Annotated in this window: 16 protein-coding genes and 1 pseudogene; 7 read left to right on the top strand and 10 right to left on the bottom strand. The window is 63.4% G+C overall.

Translation table 11 applies throughout. The features are described 5' to 3' along the window. The 6 genes from IP86_RS00990 to IP86_RS00965 all read left to right on the top strand — a co-directional run. Nucleotides 1-300: helix-turn-helix domain-containing protein (locus tag IP86_RS00990; RefSeq protein ID WP_245290497.1), on the top strand; the 300-nt coding region annotated here is incomplete at its 5' end. Further along, entirely contained in the window at nucleotides 293-1540 is a 1248-nt protein-coding gene (locus tag IP86_RS00985; protein WP_054160702.1) for a type II toxin-antitoxin system HipA family toxin, read from the top strand. The genes IP86_RS00990 and IP86_RS00985, both read left to right, overlap by 8 nt. Further along, nucleotides 1537-2655 (top strand): hypothetical protein, encoded by a 1119-nt coding sequence (locus tag IP86_RS00980; RefSeq protein WP_197279583.1) that lies wholly within the window; start codon nucleotides 1537-1539, stop codon nucleotides 2653-2655. The genes IP86_RS00985 and IP86_RS00980 overlap by 4 nt, the downstream gene beginning before the upstream one ends. A 71-nt stretch (nucleotides 2656-2726) precedes the next feature. After that, on the top strand, nucleotides 2727-5351 hold the full coding sequence (locus tag IP86_RS00975; RefSeq protein WP_054160701.1) for an AAA family ATPase: 2625 nt from the start codon (nucleotides 2727-2729) through the stop codon (nucleotides 5349-5351). 46 nt (nucleotides 5352-5397) lie between these two features. Then, complete coding sequence (locus tag IP86_RS00970) at nucleotides 5398-6468, top strand: hypothetical protein (protein ID WP_054160700.1); 1071 nt, start codon at nucleotides 5398-5400, stop codon at nucleotides 6466-6468. 106 nt (nucleotides 6469-6574) lie between these two features. Beyond that, nucleotides 6575-7459, top strand: coding sequence for a hypothetical protein (locus IP86_RS00965; protein WP_054160699.1), 885 nt, complete (start codon nucleotides 6575-6577; stop codon nucleotides 7457-7459). A gap of 351 nt (nucleotides 7460-7810) precedes the next feature. Here the strand turns inward: IP86_RS00965 and IP86_RS00960 are convergent, their stop codons facing one another. The 4 genes from IP86_RS00960 to IP86_RS00945 all read right to left on the bottom strand — a co-directional run bounded on the left by IP86_RS00960 (nucleotide 7811) and on the right by IP86_RS00945 (nucleotide 11350). Then, a complete protein-coding gene (locus tag IP86_RS00960; protein WP_156332345.1) occupies nucleotides 7811-8614 on the bottom strand; it encodes a hypothetical protein in 804 nt (267 codons plus the stop codon). 71 nt (nucleotides 8615-8685) lie between these two features. Beyond that, complete coding sequence (locus IP86_RS00955) at nucleotides 8686-9237, bottom strand: hypothetical protein (protein ID WP_054160697.1); 552 nt, start codon at nucleotides 9235-9237, stop codon at nucleotides 8686-8688. 162 nt (nucleotides 9238-9399) lie between these two features. Continuing rightward, nucleotides 9400-10287, bottom strand: a complete 888-nt coding sequence (locus IP86_RS00950) for an NAD-dependent epimerase/dehydratase family protein (RefSeq protein ID WP_082363707.1) — start codon at nucleotides 10285-10287, stop codon at nucleotides 9400-9402. Nucleotides 10288-10489: 202 nt separating this feature from the next. Further along, nucleotides 10490-11350 (bottom strand): DMT family transporter, encoded by an 861-nt coding sequence (locus IP86_RS00945; RefSeq protein WP_054160695.1) that lies wholly within the window; start codon nucleotides 11348-11350, stop codon nucleotides 10490-10492. Between the two features lie 88 nt (nucleotides 11351-11438). On the opposite strand from IP86_RS00945, the pseudogene IP86_RS00940 reads away from it, so the two are divergent. Continuing rightward, a pseudogene (locus IP86_RS00940) lies at nucleotides 11439-12894 on the top strand (aminotransferase-like domain-containing protein). Here IP86_RS00940 and IP86_RS00935 read toward each other — a convergent pair. The 6 genes from IP86_RS00935 to trbK-alt are packed head-to-tail and all read right to left on the bottom strand — an operon-like array spanning nucleotide 12891 to nucleotide 17652. Next, entirely contained in the window at nucleotides 12891-13127 is a 237-nt protein-coding gene (locus tag IP86_RS00935; RefSeq protein ID WP_054160694.1) for a DUF2274 domain-containing protein, read from the bottom strand. The pseudogene IP86_RS00940 and the gene IP86_RS00935 sit on opposite strands and share 4 nt — an antisense overlap. Further along, nucleotides 13124-14338: a TraB/TrbI/VirB10 family type IV secretion system protein gene (locus IP86_RS00930; protein WP_054160693.1), complete on the bottom strand. Its 1215-nt coding sequence runs from the start codon at nucleotides 14336-14338 to the stop codon at nucleotides 13124-13126. The genes IP86_RS00935 and IP86_RS00930 overlap by 4 nt, the downstream gene beginning before the upstream one ends. Further along, a complete protein-coding gene (gene trbG, locus IP86_RS00925) occupies nucleotides 14338-15357 on the bottom strand; it encodes a P-type conjugative transfer protein TrbG (protein ID WP_054160692.1) in 1020 nt (339 codons plus the stop codon). Before trbG ends, IP86_RS00930 begins: the two co-directional genes overlap by 1 nt. After that, the gene (trbF, locus tag IP86_RS00920; RefSeq protein WP_054160691.1) at nucleotides 15357-16043 is read right to left on the bottom strand and encodes a conjugal transfer protein TrbF; all 687 of its coding nucleotides are present in this window, start codon (nucleotides 16041-16043) and stop codon (nucleotides 15357-15359) included. The genes trbG and trbF overlap by 1 nt, the downstream gene beginning before the upstream one ends. Then, nucleotides 16040-17389: a P-type conjugative transfer protein TrbL gene (trbL, locus tag IP86_RS00915; protein WP_054160690.1), complete on the bottom strand. Its 1350-nt coding sequence runs from the start codon at nucleotides 17387-17389 to the stop codon at nucleotides 16040-16042. The genes trbF and trbL overlap by 4 nt, the downstream gene beginning before the upstream one ends. Then, nucleotides 17386-17652 carry a putative entry exclusion protein TrbK-alt gene (gene trbK-alt, locus IP86_RS00910; RefSeq protein WP_156332344.1) on the bottom strand — a complete coding sequence of 89 codons (267 nt, stop codon included), beginning with the start codon at nucleotides 17650-17652 and terminating at the stop codon, nucleotides 17386-17388. The genes trbL and trbK-alt overlap by 4 nt, the downstream gene beginning before the upstream one ends. Nucleotides 17653-17659 lie beyond the last annotated feature (7 nt).

The raw sequence follows: 17659 nt of genomic DNA, 5'->3' as shown, positions 1-17659 counted from the left end.
CGGGCACTGCGTAAGCTTGGGTCGGACATCCACGATGCCCGTCGGCGCCGACGGCTGCCGATGGCAGTCGTGGCCGAACGCGCTTTCACGTCCCGCTCGACCCTGCAAAAAGTCGAAGCCGGAGATACCAACGTCAGCATCGGCATCTATGCCAGCGTCCTGCAGGCGCTCGGTCTGCTCGACGGCCTAAGCCAGGTCGCCGACATCAGCAACGACAGCGTCGGACAGGCGCTGGCCAGCGCCGATCTGCCCAAACACGTCCATCTCAAGCGGCCAACCGGACCGTCCCGCAATGGCTGACTTCGAGGTCCATATCGATCTGGATGGCCGCACGCACCCGATCGGACTGGCGAGGAGCAATCGCGTCCGAGGCACAGAGACCATTCTCTTCGAGTACGATAGTGCATGGCTTGAGGATCCGGATCGCTTCTCGCTGGAGCCAGCACTTGCACTGACGCGTGGCGCCTTCGCTCCTCCTGCGGGACTGGCGACTTTCGGCTCCATCGGCGACTCGGCGCCGGATACCTGGGGCCGCCGCCTCATGCAGCGCGCCGAGCGCCGTCTCGCCGAACGCGAAGGCCGCGCCGTTCGCACTCTCGCGGAAAGCGATTACCTGCTGGGGGTCGCCGACGAGACCCGGCTTGGCGCGCTCCGCTTCCGCTGGATTGGCGACGAGGTTTTCCAGGCACCGATCCGTGCCGGCGTTCCAGCCCTGATCGAGCTTGGCCGGTTGCTCCAAATCACCGAGCGAATTCTCCGTGACGAGGAAACGGATGAGGACCTCCAACTCATCTTTGCTCCCGGCTCCTCTCTGGGCGGCGCGCGTCCGAAGGCGTCAGTCATCGACCAACATGGCCACCTCTCCATCGCAAAATTCCCGAAAGAAACCGACGACTACAGCATGGAGACCTGGGAAGAGATCGCAATGCGGCTCGCCGACCAGGCAGGTATCGCCACTCCTCAGCACGAGCTGATCGACGTCGCCGGCAAGGCGGTCATGTTGTCGCGACGCTTCGACCGCGATGGGGCGATCCGCATCCCATTCCTGTCGGCGATGGCGATGATGGGCGCCAAGGACGGCGAGCGCGGCAGCTACCCGGAGATCGTCGATGCTCTTGCTCAACACGGCGCCCAGGGGAAGACGGACGCCCATGCCCTCTATCGGCGTGTCGTCTTCAACGTGCTGATCTCCAATGTCGACGACCACCTCCGCAATCACGGTTTCCTGTGGCTGGGAAAGGCAGGTTGGTCTCTCTCGCCGGCATACGACCTCAATCCTGTTCCGACCGACCTCAAGGCGCGGGTGCTGACGACGAACATCAATCTCGACGAAGGTACCTGCTCGCTTGATCTGTTGGAAGCCGCGTCGGAGTTCTTCGCGCTCACGCTGCCGCAAGCCCGCGCGATTATCAAAGAAGTCGCGACTGTGACCGCAGCCTGGCGCGATGCAGCCAAGGCGGTCGGCGCCCGCTCCGCCGAGATCAACCGCATGGCCAGCGCCTTCGAGCACGACGATCTCAAACGGGCGCTGGCACTATGACGAGGACATTCCTTCACAGCTTCGAGCCAGCGACAGCGAGCCCCATCGCCAGCGCCACCGTGGATCTGGAAGTCTCAGACATCGAGGATGCCGGCATTCGGGAAGTGCTGCAAACGCCCGGCGCCGCCTACGGTGCGTGGTCGATCCTCGACGCATTGCTGGCACCGACCGGCGTGGGAACGCCGTTCATCTTCAAGGAGCCGCTCGGACAGGCGCGTGAAGTCAAAGTCGCGCTGTCCGGCCTGTTCGGACGCTTCGTCGCTCGCGCCTATCTTGAGCGCTATTTCAAACTCTCTATCTTCGCCCATCTCGGCAGCCGAACGATCGATCTCGATCGTCGCCGGCGGGTCAAGGTCGCGCGCCTATCGCGTGGCGATCTACCCGACTGGATCGCTTGCGCCGCCGATCTGTCGTCCCTAACGGTGGCCGAAGCAAAAGGCTGTCACGATGTCGGAGGCCCGGCGAAAGCGCTGGACCGCGCGTGGACGCAAGCCGGACGGATCGAGATCACCGCACAAGGCCGCAAGGTCACGGTGAAGCGCATTGCGATCGCAACCCGCTGGGGCATGGCTGCGGCAGGCCCGACCGAAGCCCACCTCTCGGTTCGCGATCCGATCGACGAAGGCGAGCCTATCGATCCCCAGGAGAAGGATGCGCTCTTCATCGGACTTCTGCGCCTGCACATCGCCAATTTAATCAAGCCGCTCGGCCACGCCGAGCTGGCCGGAGTGCTGCGCCGCATCACCCACCAGCCATTTGCACGCAGGCTCCAAGAAGACCTCGGACGCGCCAGGCCCCTCCTGGATGCCGCTCCGGTAAGGGAGGTGGAGAAAGCAACTGCCATTGGCGGGCTGATCGGCGGCATCGTCACGCGTGCGGGGCCGATCACAGACGCCGCCCCGGCCGATCAGGAGGCGCTCGCCCGCCTCAACCTCAGGCCGGTCTTCGTTGGGATCGAGCGCGACCTCATCCGCGCGGCCATCGACGCAGAGCCGCAGGCTGTGCGTATTCGCCTGACCCAGACGGTGCATCCGGATGAATTTGCTCGGCCTGACCGCGCCGGCGGCTGGATCGTGCCGCTCGGTCAGGAACGACGCATCAGAGGCGGCACCTGACAGGTAACCACCGAACATAAGGACCATGGGGAAACAGCCGACGCCAGACGCGGCACGATCAGGGGGCAAAGATGGAAGCGCAGGAAAACGATCTCTCGAATGAGGCGGCGGCGCTCGCCGACATCCTTAAATGGTCGGCAGACCTGCCGGCATGGCAACGCGACGCGCTGCGCCGGCTGTGTAGCCAGACCAAGCTGGAGGCAGCCGATATCACGGCCCTGGTCACGATTTGCAAGGGCGACGCGACAGCCGTTCCGCTCGACGCGAGCCACATCAGGGATCCTGCAGCGAGCCACGCTGTCGTTAGCCTCGGCGCTCTTCACAGCCTGTCGCATGTCAACGCGCTGGCGCCCGGAGAACGCCTCTCGTTCGGTAAAACGGGCCTGACCATCATTTACGGCGACAATGGCGCTGGCAAATCTGGCTACGCTCGCGTCCTCAAGCAACTCTGCCGGGCGCGCTCGCCGAAGGGCGACGCGATCCTTCCCAACATCTATGCGGCCGGCTCCGGCACCCCGGCTGCCAGCGTCGACTTCTTCATCGGCGGACAGAAGCGAAGCGCATCCTGGGCGCAGGGAAACGCGCCCGATCCAATGTTATCGGCCGTCAGTGTCTTCGACTCGCGCACTGCCAATGTCCATGTCGAAAACACCAACGATCTCGCCTATACGCCGCTGCCGCTCCGGATTCTCGCCGGCCTCGCGCAAGCATGCCAGGATGTGAAGGCCAAACTGGCTGCCGAGATAAAAGCGCTCCAAGAGCAAACACCAGCGATCCTGCTGAACCCCGAATGCAAACCGGAGACGCCCGTCGGCAAGCTGATCGCGGGCCTGTCGAGCAAGACGAAGCAGGAGGCCGTCGACAAGCTCGCGGGCCTGACCGCAGAAGAAGAAACCCGGCTTCAAACGCTCAACGCCGACCTGGCCAGCGATCCTGCGCGCACGGTTCGCCAGCTCCAGAGCCAGGAAGCCCGCATCAAGTCGGCGATCGAGCGGCTCGAATGGCTCATGGCCGCCGCCACGGACGAAAGCCGGGCAGAGCTACGCGAGGCCCATGCGCACCTTGCAACGGCGCGCTCCGCCGCCGCGGCCGCCTCCGCCAACCTATTCGCCGATGAGCCACTGCCCGACATCGGCTCGGACGTCTGGAAAGCCTTGTGGGAGGCGGCCCGGGATTATTCCCGCGCATCCGCCTATCCGGATCGGCCCTTCCCCGTGACCGGGACTGGAGCCCATTGTGTCCTCTGCCAGCAGCCGCTCACCGAGGAGGCCTCGAAGCGGCTCGGCAGCTTCGAGGCTTTCGTGCAAGACGAGAGCAAGCGCCGTGAAGAGGAAGCCGCAGACGCGTATGACAAGAAGCTCGAAGAGGTCTCGTCGCAAGCCCTCTCGATGAAGGACCTCGTCGCGATCGTTGCGACGATCCGCGATGATGTCGGCCAGGATGAAGTCGCGAGCACCCTTCGTCGCGAGATACTCCATCTCGCTTGGCGGCTGCGTGCCATTCTGCGAACCCACAGCCTCGCGGCCCAGCCTGATCTTCCGCCCGCAGCGACCATCTCGCTCGATCCGCTGCGTACCGCCCTCAGCGGCATCGCCACGCGTATCGAAGGCCTGCAGTCGGAAGCCAATTCCCCGCAGCGCGCCGCACTCATCGCCGAGCGCGATAGCCTCGCTGACCGCAAATGGCTCGACGTGGTGAAAGCCGACGTACTTGCCCAGATCGAGCGTCTCAAGGCCATCGAGGCGATCGAGAAAGCCAGCAAGGACACGGCCACAAACAAGATCACGACCCAGAGCGCCCGTATCGCGCAAGCTCTCGTCACCAACCGCCTGCGCGGGAGATTCGCGATCGAGGTGGACAGGCTCGGAGTCGCGGGCCTCGCCATCGAGCTTCAGCAGGCCAAGACCACCGCCGGCGTCCCCTTCTTTCAGGTCCGGCTGATCAACAAACCGAACGAGCCGGTCGGCAAGGTCCTGAGCGAAGGCGAGCATCGCTGCGTCGCGTTGGCCGCGTTTCTCGCCGAGCTGTCGACCATCGATGCCCAGTCAGCGATCGTGTTCGACGATCCTGTCTCCTCGCTCGACCATTTGCATCGCGACAAGGTCGCCGCGCGATTGGCCGAGGCCGGCCAGACCCGCCAAGTGATCGTCTTCACCCATGATATGGCGTTCCTGCTTCTCCTCGATGAAGCTTGCCGCCCGACCAAGGACCGGGAAGCGACGCCGGTGGCGTACCGCCTGATCAGTCGCGGCACTGAAAATGCGGGCTACTGCCATCAGGACCCGCCCGCCAACGTCATGCCGCTCGACAAAGTGATCGACGGGATGAAGGCCCACCTCTCCAACGTGAAAATCCATCACGAACGCGGCGATCAGGCGAAATGGCTCCGCGAGGTGACGTCCTTCCAGGATCAGCTCCGCACGACTTGGGAACGCGCCGTCGAGGAAGCAGTCGGGCCAGTGATCCGCCGCCTCTCCCGAAAAGTAGACACGACGGGCCTCATCAAGCTCACCGTCCTCACCGATACTGATTGCGCCGCCATGCGCGAGGCGTTCGGGCGCTGCTCGGCGCTCCTTCACAGTCAGCCTGGCGAGATCAACCCGCGGCTGCCGACGCCATCGGCGATCGAAGCTGAAATTGAGGCGCTAGAAAAATGGATCGCCGATATCCAGTCGCGGCAGGAGAAGGCCGCATGATGATGAAGCTTCAGAACATGGCATCTCGCGTCGGAGGTGCTCCTTCATGTTGAAATGGTCGGAGCTAAAACGGGCATCTGATGTCGTCCTGGCCGTCTGGCCCCACTACCGTCCCTTGTTCGAGCGTTGGTTGATGCAGGAGCTCATCGACAAGGGCGAGCTCGCGCCGATCTGGCGTGAGCGCATGGTGCCGGGAGACAATGACACGGTCTTTGCCGACCGGTATCCCGATCGCGAAACTGCCTTCGCGGCCGCCAATGCACTCAATCCAACTTTACGGCAGGCACTCTCAGCGCGTGCGATGGACCCTGTTCTCAAGCGATCGCTTGAACTCAAGATCGACAAGGCCCTGCAGGCCAAGCAGCGTCTGCAAGACGAAGAAGTGCTGATGTTGGTCGAAGCCTTGCGCCGTCACACCAATAACGAGCGGCCGGACGCCGCCACCCTGAAGCTCGCGCCGGACTCCGAGCGTTATCGTCAGGAGCTTGCAGAACTACTGAGCAAAATGCCGTATCTGAGAGTAGTCAAGGTCGGGCGCTCCAACAACCGATGGCGCTACGTCCTTCTATATTTAGGCCCGGATGACGTTTGGTCGAAGCCCTATCATGCCGGCGAAAGAGCCGCACAGATCGCAGAACGCGCAAAGATCGCTAATGGCTTTGGTCTGAGCGCCAGCACCCATTGGGGAAAGACGAAGGCTAAGATCAGACAGATCCTTCTGCCCCGCGCCAATCAATTGCTCCAGCTCGCGAGCGTGCAACGGATACTCGCCGAAGCTCTTGCCCGAGGCGAACGTGCGCTAGTATCAAACGGCATCGTCTTCTGGTACGAGCCGGATGGCGGTATCGGCTGGCAGGTCAAGGAAACATCGTCGACGCGCGAGTCCGAAGGCGCGGCAATTTGGAAGGAAGGCACGATCCTCTCCACCAACCACGGCCGCCTCGTTGTGCTGCCCTACATCAAGGAAAGTGGTGAGCACGTTCGGGGGCACACCAAGAACGGCCCGAACGATGGACGCGCCTTGCCGCGCCATCGCGACCACTATGTCGAGATTCCATTTTCCCTCTACGATGGCGATCTCATGATCGGGCTATTTGGGGAACTCCCCTACGAATGAGGATGAATTGAGATCGCGGGTCTGTCCCTTTCGACCGTCGTCTCATCGCAAAGGCGGCTTTCCGAACATACGGAAACCTGAAATCCGCAAAGAAGGAAAATCGCGCATGACCGCATGGACGTTGGACGATCTGCGCCGGCTCGACCTGAAATACGCGGAGGAAGGTATCCACGTTCATCAGCGGCCATTCCGTGCCGCAATGGAGCTTCTCGGTTCCACCTTCGTCATGGGCGCCGGCGGAAACCCTGAAGTCAAACGGATCATGGACGCTTATGCCGCTATGGTCCCAGAAGTCGATGCGAGCTGGCCAGGAGCTGGCATCGGTTTCGCCGCGTCCGTCGATCAGGTCCGCAAGCTCACCTTCCCGGTCGTGTTCGGCCAAGTGTCGCTCCAGCTCTGGCAGATAGCGGGCTTTTCGAGTGCCGAAGAATGGTGGAACTGGTGCAGGCAGGATCGAGCGATCGCCGGCGAGGTTGCCCTTGCGGTCGCCGATCTTCACGATCTCACCAATGGCTTGAATGAAGTCGAACAGAGAAATCAGGCGGCCGTCACGCTTTGGCGCATGGCGCGGTCGAATCTTGAAGATGTGGCGAACACTCTCCCGACGACGTTCAGCCATGACTCAGTGATCCAGCCCATCTGCATGGTGGCCGAACTCTCAATGAAGGCGGCCCTTGTCTGGGACGGCGTCGACCCGGATTCCTTCAGAAAGGGCAAGGACGGCCATAATCTGTCGTCGCTTGCCCGCCGCATGGCGAACGCGCGCCAGCACCGCGATGACCCATACGTTCAAGCCGTCGTTAGCGCTCTGCCGCCCTATGTCGAAAGCCGATACAAGCCGGCCGGATTGAAGCGGCTGCAAGTGGTCAAGCTCGCTTTGGGAGTGCAGTTCATCGCCGCATCGAGCCTGCGACGCATCGCCAGCGCTGATCGCGCGCTCCAGATGGAAGCCGACGAATGGCCCGGTCCGCGCCAACCCTTCCTCATCTAGAGCGCGGGACACAAACCGGGGAGAGCCGAACAATGATCAAGCCCTTCCCCCGATGGCAAACATTGGGATTGGGGGGGCGCCCGCCTCCGGCGCGCTCTACCACATAGGTCAGGTCCGACAGGAAAACGGCCGCACGATCGATCTTGCCGAAGATGGTTCCATGATCGGCGGTCATCCGGGCACGTCCAAGGTATCCCGGTCGACCGCGATGTTCCGATCCGCCAGATCGATGTCGGCATCGGCCTGCAGCACACTGATCGCCCGCTCGAGACAGGTTTAGATCAGCGATCGTCCGACCCGATTGGGTGTGTCGCTCTGCCAGGAAAATAAGATGTGGCGCGGCATGACCGGTTACCGATCGCGCAGGAAGTTGCGGATGTGGCTCAATCCCGCGAGGCCGCCGGGGATCATGTTTAGCCCGTATGGATGCTTGGAGGCCAGGCTGTACTTGTCCACCATGCGCTCTTCGGCCGCGAGCGCGGCCTCGCGCGACATGCCGGTCCCACAGACGGCGGAGATGATGCCGGCCAGCTTCGCCCGATCGTCCCCGCGCCCGGACAGTTCGGCCGCGCGTGCATCAATCAGCTCATCGAGCTTGCGCGCCAGCAGTCGCTTCGACCTCTGGGCGACGGCGGCCCGCGTATGCTCGTTGAAGCGGATGCTCCAGCCCCGCTTGGTGATGCCGTAATAGACATAGGTCTCGCCGAGGCTAGTCATCAGCGCATGGACATAGAGCGTGTAGCTCCCGGCTAGCGGCGGGTTGCCTACCATCAGGGCGCGCAACGGCACCTCGACACGCATCGGCACGTCCAGCGTGGGCGAGTGCATGGAGAAGAAGGCCACGGGCGCGGACTCCCGCTCGTCGCTCTTGCAGAGGACCGTGGCGAAGTATCCCTGCTGGCGGTCAGCATTCATCGTCTGCGTGATGTCAACGATGATTCGCCCTCGGCGCTCCACTGGCCCCGTCCCGCTCATGAGGCCGCCCGCGCGAATCCAGGCAAGCATCCTATCGGGCAAGCCAGTCTGCTCGTTGAGGGAGATCAACGCGCCATCCAACACCTGCGCGCACCGCGGCAAATCGAAGGTAAGGCCCTGAGCCAAACGCTTCAGAGCCTCCGCATCGACATAGGTCAGGGTCGAATCCGCTGCGTTCATCTCAGGCTCATGCATCAGCCGCATCGCTTCATCATGTGATCCAAGCCAAGCCCCTCTCGTTTCAGCGCCCCTTAGCGGATTTGCTTCACCGACCGCATCACGCTTTCCGCGATGCCAAGGCTGAGGCCCATATCAAGGCAGAGCTTGAAGAATTCATCCGGCGCCTCGGAGACGTCGAGGCGATTCTGACGCGTGAGGTCGCGCGCGCACTTTCCGATCGGCACGATATCGCTCGACGTGACCCACTGCGGATTTCCCACCTTCTCCTCGAAGCTGGCAATCACCGCCGCCAGAAGGTCCGCGCCGAACAGGAAATACCGCAGATACGGGATGAAATGCGGATGAGTGTAGATGTCGGCGCCCGTGCAGCCGTTCCGCTCGAACAGCCCTTTGCGGGACGCTTTGATGCGGCCGTAGTTGTAGCGGGGATCGTTCCAATAGCTGAGCCGTTGCGCAGGAACAGCCTTCCGGCTGCTTAGCGAAGTCAACAACGCCAAAATCGGTTCCTTGTTCGCCTTGTAGGCGGCATGCCCCTCATCATGATGGCGATGCGACACCCGAAGATCGATCTTTTCGAGTATCGCGCGCTCGGGCGCTGTCAATTCAATATGGTATTTGTTCACTGACAAGGCCCCGCCGCGCGTGATGTCCTGGAATCACAGCATGTCTGTCATCGGACATCTGAATTCGAGACCGTCGAGTCTATTCCGTACACGAGCGGCTCGCTAGCCACGGCAACAACGACTTTGCCGATCCTTGGGGATTGCCTCGCCGGCGTCCTCCACTCAAAGGCACTTTCGCAATGCAGACGCAACAGCAAGCTCGGCCATAGCTGCTCTTTCATCGACAACATCGGTGTAGCCAAGCTCCGCACGGAGTTTCCCGGTGTCGAGGACAAGGTGCTGTCGATAATCAAACGGCGGCGGAACGGGCGGCTCATCGCCTCGGGCCGGCAATGACGCCAGCCGCTCGCCCATGGTCGGGGTGACGGCCTCTCCGACATTGAACACCGCGTTGCGCGCTTCCGGACGGGATACGGCCGCCACGATTGCGGCGGCAACGTTCTCGACATGACCGTGGGTCCAACGCCACTCCGACACCCCTGCAAAGCCGTAAACGGTCGAAAGATCTCCGTTGTCTTCCGCTCCATAGACCTTGGGGAGGCGCATAATTGTCCAGTCGAGGCCGGGTGTGCTCTGCACGGCGCGCTCAGCCAATATCTTGTCGTAGTCATGGACGTAAGCGCCAAGTTGCGCCTCCATGCCGCGATAGGGATAAAGAACCGAGCGAAGCGGCGTCTCCTCGTGCAGAGGCACCGCCTCTTGCGGTCCCGGCTCTGTTTTCATCAAGCGTCCATAGGCCCGGTAAACATCGCAGCTCGAAACGAGAACAAGGCGCTTCGTTCGGCCTGCGAATGAGCGGGCGGCGGCCTCTGCATCGGCCTCGCCCATTGCGACCATGTGGACGACGATATCCCAATCGCGCAGCAATTCAGCCGGAAATGCCGTTATCGGATATTCCGCTCCGGGGTCCAGAACGTGTTCGATCTCCGGCAAGATCGGGTTAGAGCTTGCACCCCGATGAAAGGCTGTGACCTGCGCGCCAGCATCATGGAGACGTCGCACGACATGCGCACCGATGAATCGGGTACCGCCAACCACTAAAGCCTTCATCGCCAATCCTTCGCACCGCTCCCGATACCTGCGTCACCATTTGCGACCAACTGATGCGACGTAGCAAGTTCTAGGAGACGCGCGGCGTTTTCAGCTTCTCCTGATATTGGTCATTGAGCTTTGCCCAGCCGAACTCCGTCGCTTTCTGACCCACGACGCCCGATCGGACGCCCATCACTACCAGCCGTATGACGGGCCAGGATCAGGCGAAGCGCTTCGCGCCGGCAACGCTGAGCACGACAATGGCCGTGGATGCGATCATGGTCCAGGCGATCGGCTCGTGAAGGAACACCGCCGCCAGGATCAGCCCGAAGAAGGGCTGCAAGAGCTGCAACTGCCCAACCCCCGCAATCCCGCCGAGCGCCAAGCCGCGATACCAGAAGACGAACCCGACAAGCATGCTGAAGATCGAGACATAGGCGAGGCTGATCCAGGCAGGCGCACCGATGCCGCTCCAGCTACTCGGAAGAGTAAACAAGGTAATGACTGCCATCACAGGCAGCGACAGCAACAAGGCCCATGAGATGACCTGCCAACCACCGATTCGACGCGAGAGCGTCGCGCCTTCGGCATAGCCGAGCCCGCAGAGCAGAATGGCGGCGATCATCAGAAGGTCGCCCGCGAGCGATCCGCCATCGCTTCGGGACAGCGCGAAGCCCGCGACCGTCGCAGCTCCGACGATCGAGAACAGCCAGAAGGCGGGCTTCGGGCGCTCCCCGCCGCGCAGGACGCCAAAGATCGCCGTCGCGAGCGGCAGCAGGCCAATGAAGACGATCGAGTGCGCCGCTGTGATGTGCTGAAGCGCGAGCGCGGTCAGCAGAGGGAATCCCACAACGACGCCAAGCGCCACGATTATGAGCGGGAAAATATCGCTGCGCGCGGGGCGTGCCTGACGGAATGCCAACAGGAACACCGTCCCCACCAATGCAGCGATCGCCGCGCGCGCGGATGTGAGGAACATCGGCGAGAAATCCGCGACAGCGACGCGCGTGGCCGGCAACGACCCGCTGAAGATAATCACACCCAGGAGCCCGCTTCCCCAACCCGCGGTCGTTCGTTCCATGTGCCCTCGCTTTCCGTGAGCCTTGCACTAGCGGTCGTCGGCTGGTGCGGACAGGAACGGTGGAATACAATTCTTGTAATCTGTATGGATGCAGCAACCTATACAATTGGCCGAGGGCAGATCGCGTGGCGGACAGATGACGCGGACGGAAGAGCTGATGGACGCTGTCCGGGCCAAGATCGCAAACCGCACGCTCGGCCCCGGAGACCGCTTGCCCTCGGTTCGCCGCTTCGCCGAGACGATGGGCGTCTCACCATCCACCGTGGTCGAGGCGTATGATCGCCTCGTAGCCGAAGGCATTATCCACGCGCGGCGAGGCTCGGGCTTTTATGTCACCGGTGCAGATCTGCCGCCGATGGCCTTGACCGAAATGGGGCCGTCACGCGAACGCGATGTCGACCCCTTCTGGGTTTCGCGGCAGTCGCTCGACGCCGATGCGACCTTCCTCAAGCCGGGCTGCGGCTGGCTCCCGGCCGACTGGATGCCGAATGACGCGCTACGGAAGGGATTGCGGGCGCTCGCCCGGACCCATGACACGGTGCTGGCTGACTACGGCAGCACGCGCGGCTCACTCGCCTTCCGTCGCCTGCTGCTCGGCCGGTTTGCCGATGAGGGCATCACAGCCACACCCGACCAGATCATGCTGACAGCCTCAGATCATGCTGACAGCCTCGGGGACGCAGGCCATCGATCTGATATGTCGTTTGCTGTTGCGACCTGGCGATACCGTTCTCGTCGACGATCCCTGCTACTTCAACTTTCAGGCGCTGCTGCGCGCGCATCAGGTCAGGATGGTCGGCGTTCCCTTTACGCTGACGGGACCGGACACAACGGCCTTCGAACAGGCGCTTATCGACGACCATCCGCGCCTCTACATCACCAACTCGGCCCTTCACAATCCGACCGGCGCCAGCATCTCTCCGCAGACCGCGCATCGCCTGCTGAGCGCGGCCGCTGCCCACGGCCTGACGATCGTCGAGGACGACATCTTCGCCGATTTCGAGCCGGCCTTATCGCCGCGTCTCGCCATTCTCGACGGCCTCAGCCGCGTCATCAGGATCGGCAGTTTCTCCAAGACGCTCTCTGCCTCGGTGCGCTGTGGCTATATCGCCGCTCGGCCAGACTGGATCGAGAGCTTGGTCGACCTCCAGGTCGCTACGAGCTTCGGTGGACCGAGCCCGGTTGCGACCGAACTCATCGCCAACGTTCTAGCCGGCGGGACCTATCGCAAACACATGGACGAGGTTCGCCAACGTCTGACACGAGCCAGGAAGGAGGCGACAGAGCGGCTGGCGCCACTCGGCCTCGCTCCTTGGATCATGCCGCGCGGAGGATTCTATCTTTGGTGCCGCCTCCCTGATGGCCACGACTCGGCAGCGATCGCCCGACGATGCATGGAGGAGAAGGTCGTACTCGCGCCGGGGAACGTCTTCAGCGTCTCTCAGTCGGCGACGTCTTTCTTGCGTTTCAATGTCGCGCAGCTCGGTGACAAGAGAATCTATGCGGTCATCAAGAGAGCGATGGGAGATCGCAGACCGGATTAGCGATTGGAAGACAACAGCGGCCTTCTCGCCTTCCGAAATCCCTTATCCACTGCCATAAAGCGCTGGAGCATAGGCGCAATCAGCTTGGCAGGGTCAGGCGGCGGCGTGTCGCCGTTGGACCGGGCGAGGATCTCCGCATAGACGACGAGATCGCGATGGACGGCGGCCGGCAGTTCGACCGTGATCTTGACTGGTCGGTCGTCGGGGATAGCGGATAGCCTGAGCTTGGTCATGACGGCTCCTTCGCCGCCCCATAGGGCTGCAATATCAGGTCTCGATTGACGATCACGCGCACAGGAAAGCCCGGCCTGATGGTGAGCGTCGGCTGGATGTTGAGCTGGCGGCGGATGAGCTGGCGTCCGACATCGGAAGCAGTGTCCTGGCTGCTCTGGCGGATCGCGCGGGCGATTTCATTCTCGTTGTTGCTTGCGCCGATCTCGGTGCCGACGCCGAGTAAGGTCGAGAGGATCGCCGCTCTGAAGAGCTGCCCCCAATGATAGTCGACGTCGTCCTCGAGACCGGAATAGCCTTCCGCGTCGGCGCCCTGCTGCCTTTCCAGCACGATCGAGGTGCCGTTGGGCATGATGATGCGATTCCAGACGAGCAGCACGCGCGACTGCCCGAATGCGACCTGGCTGTCGTACTGGCCGATCAGCCGCGCGCCCTGCGGGATGAGAAGCTGTTTGCCGGTCGGGGTGTCGTAAACCTGCTCCGTCACTTGGGCGGTGATCGTTCCGGGCAAATCGGATTTGATCCCGGTAATCAACGCCGCCGGGATGACCGTGCCGGCCTGCACGACGTACGGCGACGCTTTCTCTTGCACGCGATCGGGCGTAACCGTGCGCCGATCGACGGCGGCGTTGACGAAAGCGAGCTTGCGATCCTGCATATTCTGCGCGGCGCCCGGATCCAGCGGCGGCGTCTCGGTCGGCAGTGTGAGGCCCGTGGTCGGATCGACACGGCCGACGGCGGGCGCTGTCGCAGGTGCAACCGTCGCCTGCACACCGCGGCTGTCGGTGAACACCTTGGCGACACGCGCGGCTTCAATCTCGGCGAGACGGCGCTGTTCGGCCGGATCGGCGCGCGGTGTGCGTATATCCGGTGCGACGACGGGACGGTCTTCATCCTGCGCGTATAGGATCGGCCGCCCCAGGTCGCCCGGCAGCGCCGGGCCGAGCTTGGGAATGCCCGTGTAATCCTTCGGCAAGCCGGCGAGCCCATCGGCCGGCGTGCGGTTCTCGGTGTTGTAGAGTTCGGTCGGCGATTGGCTGGCGCGGCGGTTGGCATCGAGCGCCCAGAACAACGCGGCCATGATGGCGACGGCGCTGACGCCGCCGAGCGTGATGAGCACCTTGCGCGAAAGGCGCGTGACGCGCGGCTGCTCGGGCCGCAAACGCAATTCGGCGCGGATATCGCCGGGAGGCGGAGTCGGTGCGTCGGTCATCAGAACAACCTCGGGCCATGACCCGGACGGCCGTCGGTGCGCACGATGCGCACGCGCTTCTCGCTGTCCTTATCGCCCAGCCTGAGTTCGGCGGCGGCAAAGAGACGATCGACGACGTAGTAGTTCTGGCGGGCGCGGTAGTTGACCAATTCGGAATTGCCGGACGGTCCGATGACGAACAGCGGCGGCATCTCGCCCTGCCCGATACCCGACGGAAACTCGATATAGACCTTGTTGCCGTCGTCGAAGGCGCGCAGCGGCCGCCACGGCGCATCGTCGCCTTCGATCTGATAGCGGAAGTTCAGCTTCGAGATATCGACGCCGGTGGCGACCGGCTGCGTGAGCGTCGCCTGCTGGTTCTGCCGCCGCAGCGCGATCAATTGGTCCTGCGGATACTGCCACGAGACCGAGGCCATGTAGGTCTTCTCAGTCGAACGCAGCTCCATGTGATAGGTGCGCAGGTTGGTGTTGATGACGAGGTTGGTCTGAAGATCCGGCCGCGTCGGCTTGACGAGGATATGGACCTGGGCGGTCTGCCCGGAGCCGCTGAGCGTATCGCCGACGATCCAGCGCACAGTGTCGCCGGCAGCGACGGGGCCAGCGCCAACAAGCTGCTCGCCCGGTTGGAGCGCGATGTCCGTGACCTGGCCGGGTGCGGCGTAGACCTGATAGAGAGCGCCGACAACGAAGGGATAGACCTGCACGGCGTTGATGAATCCGTTGCGCACGGGCTGCATCCGCGCCGCTTCGTTGGCCTGCGCGATACGCTTCTTGGGATCGTTGGGCTCGGGCTTGGCCTTGCCGGCGTTAACCGGCTTCAACTGGCCCGGCAGCGGGAGAGGCTTCGGCAGCTCGACGACCTGCACCGGCCCCACCGGATCGGCGCTGAGCACGGCGGGCGCAGCATCGTCGTAGTCGATGTCCGGCGGAATGAACTTGTTGGCACAGCCGGCGAGCGCCGTCGTCGCCAGCATCACGGCGACCAGCGCCGGCGCAGCATTCTTTCTCTTGTCCCCCATCACCCCATCTCCTTCGACCAATTGATTGCGTTGACGAACACACCGAGTGGATTGGCGCGCAGCTTGTCGGCGGTGTGCGGCTGTTGGATCACGACGGTCAGGATGGCGGTCCAGCGTTCGGTGCCGGAGAGCTGGCCGTTCTCGTACCGGCGCTCAGCCCAAGCGATCCGGAAGCTGTCCGGCGAAGCCCGAATGACGCTGGAAATTTCGACCGAGACCTGCTGCTTGCCGACTTTGGTGAAGGGATCGTTGCCGCGCGCGTAATCGTTGAGTGCAATGGCACCGCGATCGGTCGTGTAGTCATAGGCGCGCAACCAATTCTGACGCACGATGACGGGATCGGCCGGAATGCTGCGCACCTGCTCGATGAAGCGCGCAAGATGCCACGCGATTTGCGGATCGGTCGGCTTGTAGTCCGCAACGGCGGACGCAATCACTTGCGCCTCGCCGAACTTGTCGATCTGCACGACCCAGGGCACGACGGTGCCCTGGGTCGATTGCCAAACGAGCGCGGCCGCGAAGCTGCCGGCAAGCGCCAGTGAGCCGAAGGCCATCAGCCGCCAGTTCGCCGCCTGAACGCGCGCGGAGCCAATGCGCTCGTCCCAGACCTGCGCGGCCTTGAGATACGGGGTTTCGGGTTCGGGCGTGCGCGCGTAGCGCACCGAGGGTCGCCGGAAGAGATTCATTTATGATCGTCCTGCTGGAGAGAAACGGACATGGAGCCGCCGCCGTGATCGCCGGAGCGCACGGCATGGGCGGCCGCGGTTGCGCCGTGGCTCATGGTCTGGCTGTGCTTCATGCGCGCGGCCCACGCGGGCGGCGCACCGGATGCTGAAGAGGATTGGGCGGTCGAAGCGCCGGAGGTCGCTGCCGCCGGGGATTGCCCGCCCGTGGTGGCGGCGCGGCCGGCGCCGTAACTCGATTTGAGGGATGCTGCGGCGCGCGACGCAGCTTGCCGCACGGGCTGGATTGCGGCCGATGCGCCAGTCTTCGCCACGCCGCCGAGACCGCCAGCTACGGCGCCCATGCCGTTCTGGCCGGATGCGCCGACGCTATACGCACCCGATGTGCTGCCGGCGAGATGCGCGCCGCCGCGCGCGGCGGCGGCCGTCATGCGCCCGCCGGCGCCGATGGCGCCTGCCGCACCGCTCAATCCGGCGCCCGCCCCCATGACGCCGGCCGCACCGATGCCGGCGACGGCAAGGCCGGTGCCTACGGCAGCGCCGGCACCGAGCTGTGGCGCGCCGGAGACGAGGCCAGTGGCGATGCCGGGGCCGAAGATCGACAGGCCCATCAGCGAGAGCGCGCCGAGCACGAGCGCCAGCGCGTCGGTGATGGTCGGCGTGCCGGAGAAGCCGGCCGTGAACTCGCTGAACAAGCCGGAGCCGATGCCGACGATGACGGCAAGCACCAGAATCTTGACGCCGGAGGCGACGATGTTGCCGAGCACCTTTTCAGCAAGGAAGGCAGTCTTGTTGAACAGCGCGAACGGGATCAGCACGAAGCCCGCGAGCGTGGTCAATTTAAACTCGATCAGCGTGATGAAGATCTGAACCGCGAGGATGAAGAAGGCGATGAGCACGATCGCCCAGGCGATCATGAGCACCATGATCTGCACGAAGTTCTCGAAGAAGGAGACGTAGCCCATCAGGTCGCCAGCGGCCTTGAGGATGGGATTGCCCGCATCGATGCCGACCTGCGCGACACGGCCCGGCTGGAGCAAGGTGTCGGCTGTTAGCGACGATCCGCCGGCCTTCAGGCCGAGGCCGCTGAAGGACTGGAAGACAATGCCGGCGAGCCGGTTGAAGTTGCTGATGATGAAGGCGAAGAAGCCGATATAGAGCGTCTTCTTGATCAGACGCTGAAGCACGTCTTCATCGGCGCCCCACGCCCAGAACAGGCCGGCCAACGTGATATCGATCACGATCAGCGTGGATGTGAGGAATCCGATCTCGCCGCCGAGCAAACCGAAGCCCGAGTCGATATAGCGTGTGAAGGTCTCCAGAAAGCGGTCGATGACGCCGGTGTTCATGGCCGCAACCGCTCCGCATTGCCCTCAAGGAAATGACGGCGGCTGTCGGCCCATGCCTTCTTGCAACCGGCATCGTCGAGTGCGGCCGCGCCGATCTCGCGGCAGTGGAGCAGTTCGCTCGATGCAGGCTCCCCGCTTTGCGGCTGGATGGTCGGCGCCGGAGCTTCCTCCGTGGCGTTCGGGCGCAGCGTGATAGCGCATGCGACCATGAGTGCCGCGACGGCAAGGACGGCAAGGATTCTGGCGACGAGTTTCCAATCCATGTTCGCC

Source organism: Rhodopseudomonas sp. AAP120, from assembly GCF_001295845.1.
Classification (GTDB): domain Bacteria; phylum Pseudomonadota; class Alphaproteobacteria; order Rhizobiales; family Xanthobacteraceae; genus Rhodopseudomonas.
This window is presented reverse-complemented; position numbering and strand designations above follow the sequence as displayed.

Excerpts from the sequence above, each read along its gene's own strand:
- IP86_RS00945 (WP_054160695.1), bottom strand. The coding sequence starts at position 11,350 with ATGGAACGAACGACCGCGGGTTGGGGAAGCGGGCTCCTGGGTGTGATT.
- trbL (WP_054160690.1), bottom strand. The coding sequence starts at position 17,389 with ATGAACACCGGCGTCATCGACCGCTTTCTGGAGACCTTCACACGCTAT.
- trbG (WP_054160692.1), bottom strand. The coding sequence starts at position 15,357 with ATGGGGGACAAGAGAAAGAATGCTGCGCCGGCGCTGGTCGCCGTGATG.
- IP86_RS00970 (WP_054160700.1), top strand. The coding sequence starts at position 5,398 with ATGTTGAAATGGTCGGAGCTAAAACGGGCATCTGATGTCGTCCTGGCC.
- IP86_RS00930 (WP_054160693.1), bottom strand. The coding sequence starts at position 14,338 with ATGACCGACGCACCGACTCCGCCTCCCGGCGATATCCGCGCCGAATTG.
- trbF (WP_054160691.1), bottom strand. The coding sequence starts at position 16,043 with ATGAATCTCTTCCGGCGACCCTCGGTGCGCTACGCGCGCACGCCCGAA.
- IP86_RS00950 (WP_082363707.1), bottom strand. The coding sequence starts at position 10,287 with ATGAAGGCTTTAGTGGTTGGCGGTACCCGATTCATCGGTGCGCATGTC.
- IP86_RS00960 (WP_156332345.1), bottom strand. The coding sequence starts at position 8,614 with ATGAACGCAGCGGATTCGACCCTGACCTATGTCGATGCGGAGGCTCTG.
- IP86_RS00980 (WP_197279583.1), top strand. The coding sequence starts at position 1,537 with ATGACGAGGACATTCCTTCACAGCTTCGAGCCAGCGACAGCGAGCCCC.
- IP86_RS00975 (WP_054160701.1), top strand. The coding sequence starts at position 2,727 with ATGGAAGCGCAGGAAAACGATCTCTCGAATGAGGCGGCGGCGCTCGCC.
- IP86_RS00965 (WP_054160699.1), top strand. The coding sequence starts at position 6,575 with ATGACCGCATGGACGTTGGACGATCTGCGCCGGCTCGACCTGAAATAC.
- trbK-alt (WP_156332344.1), bottom strand. The coding sequence starts at position 17,652 with ATGGATTGGAAACTCGTCGCCAGAATCCTTGCCGTCCTTGCCGTCGCG.
- IP86_RS00985 (WP_054160702.1), top strand. The coding sequence starts at position 293 with ATGGCTGACTTCGAGGTCCATATCGATCTGGATGGCCGCACGCACCCG.
- IP86_RS00935 (WP_054160694.1), bottom strand. The coding sequence starts at position 13,127 with ATGACCAAGCTCAGGCTATCCGCTATCCCCGACGACCGACCAGTCAAG.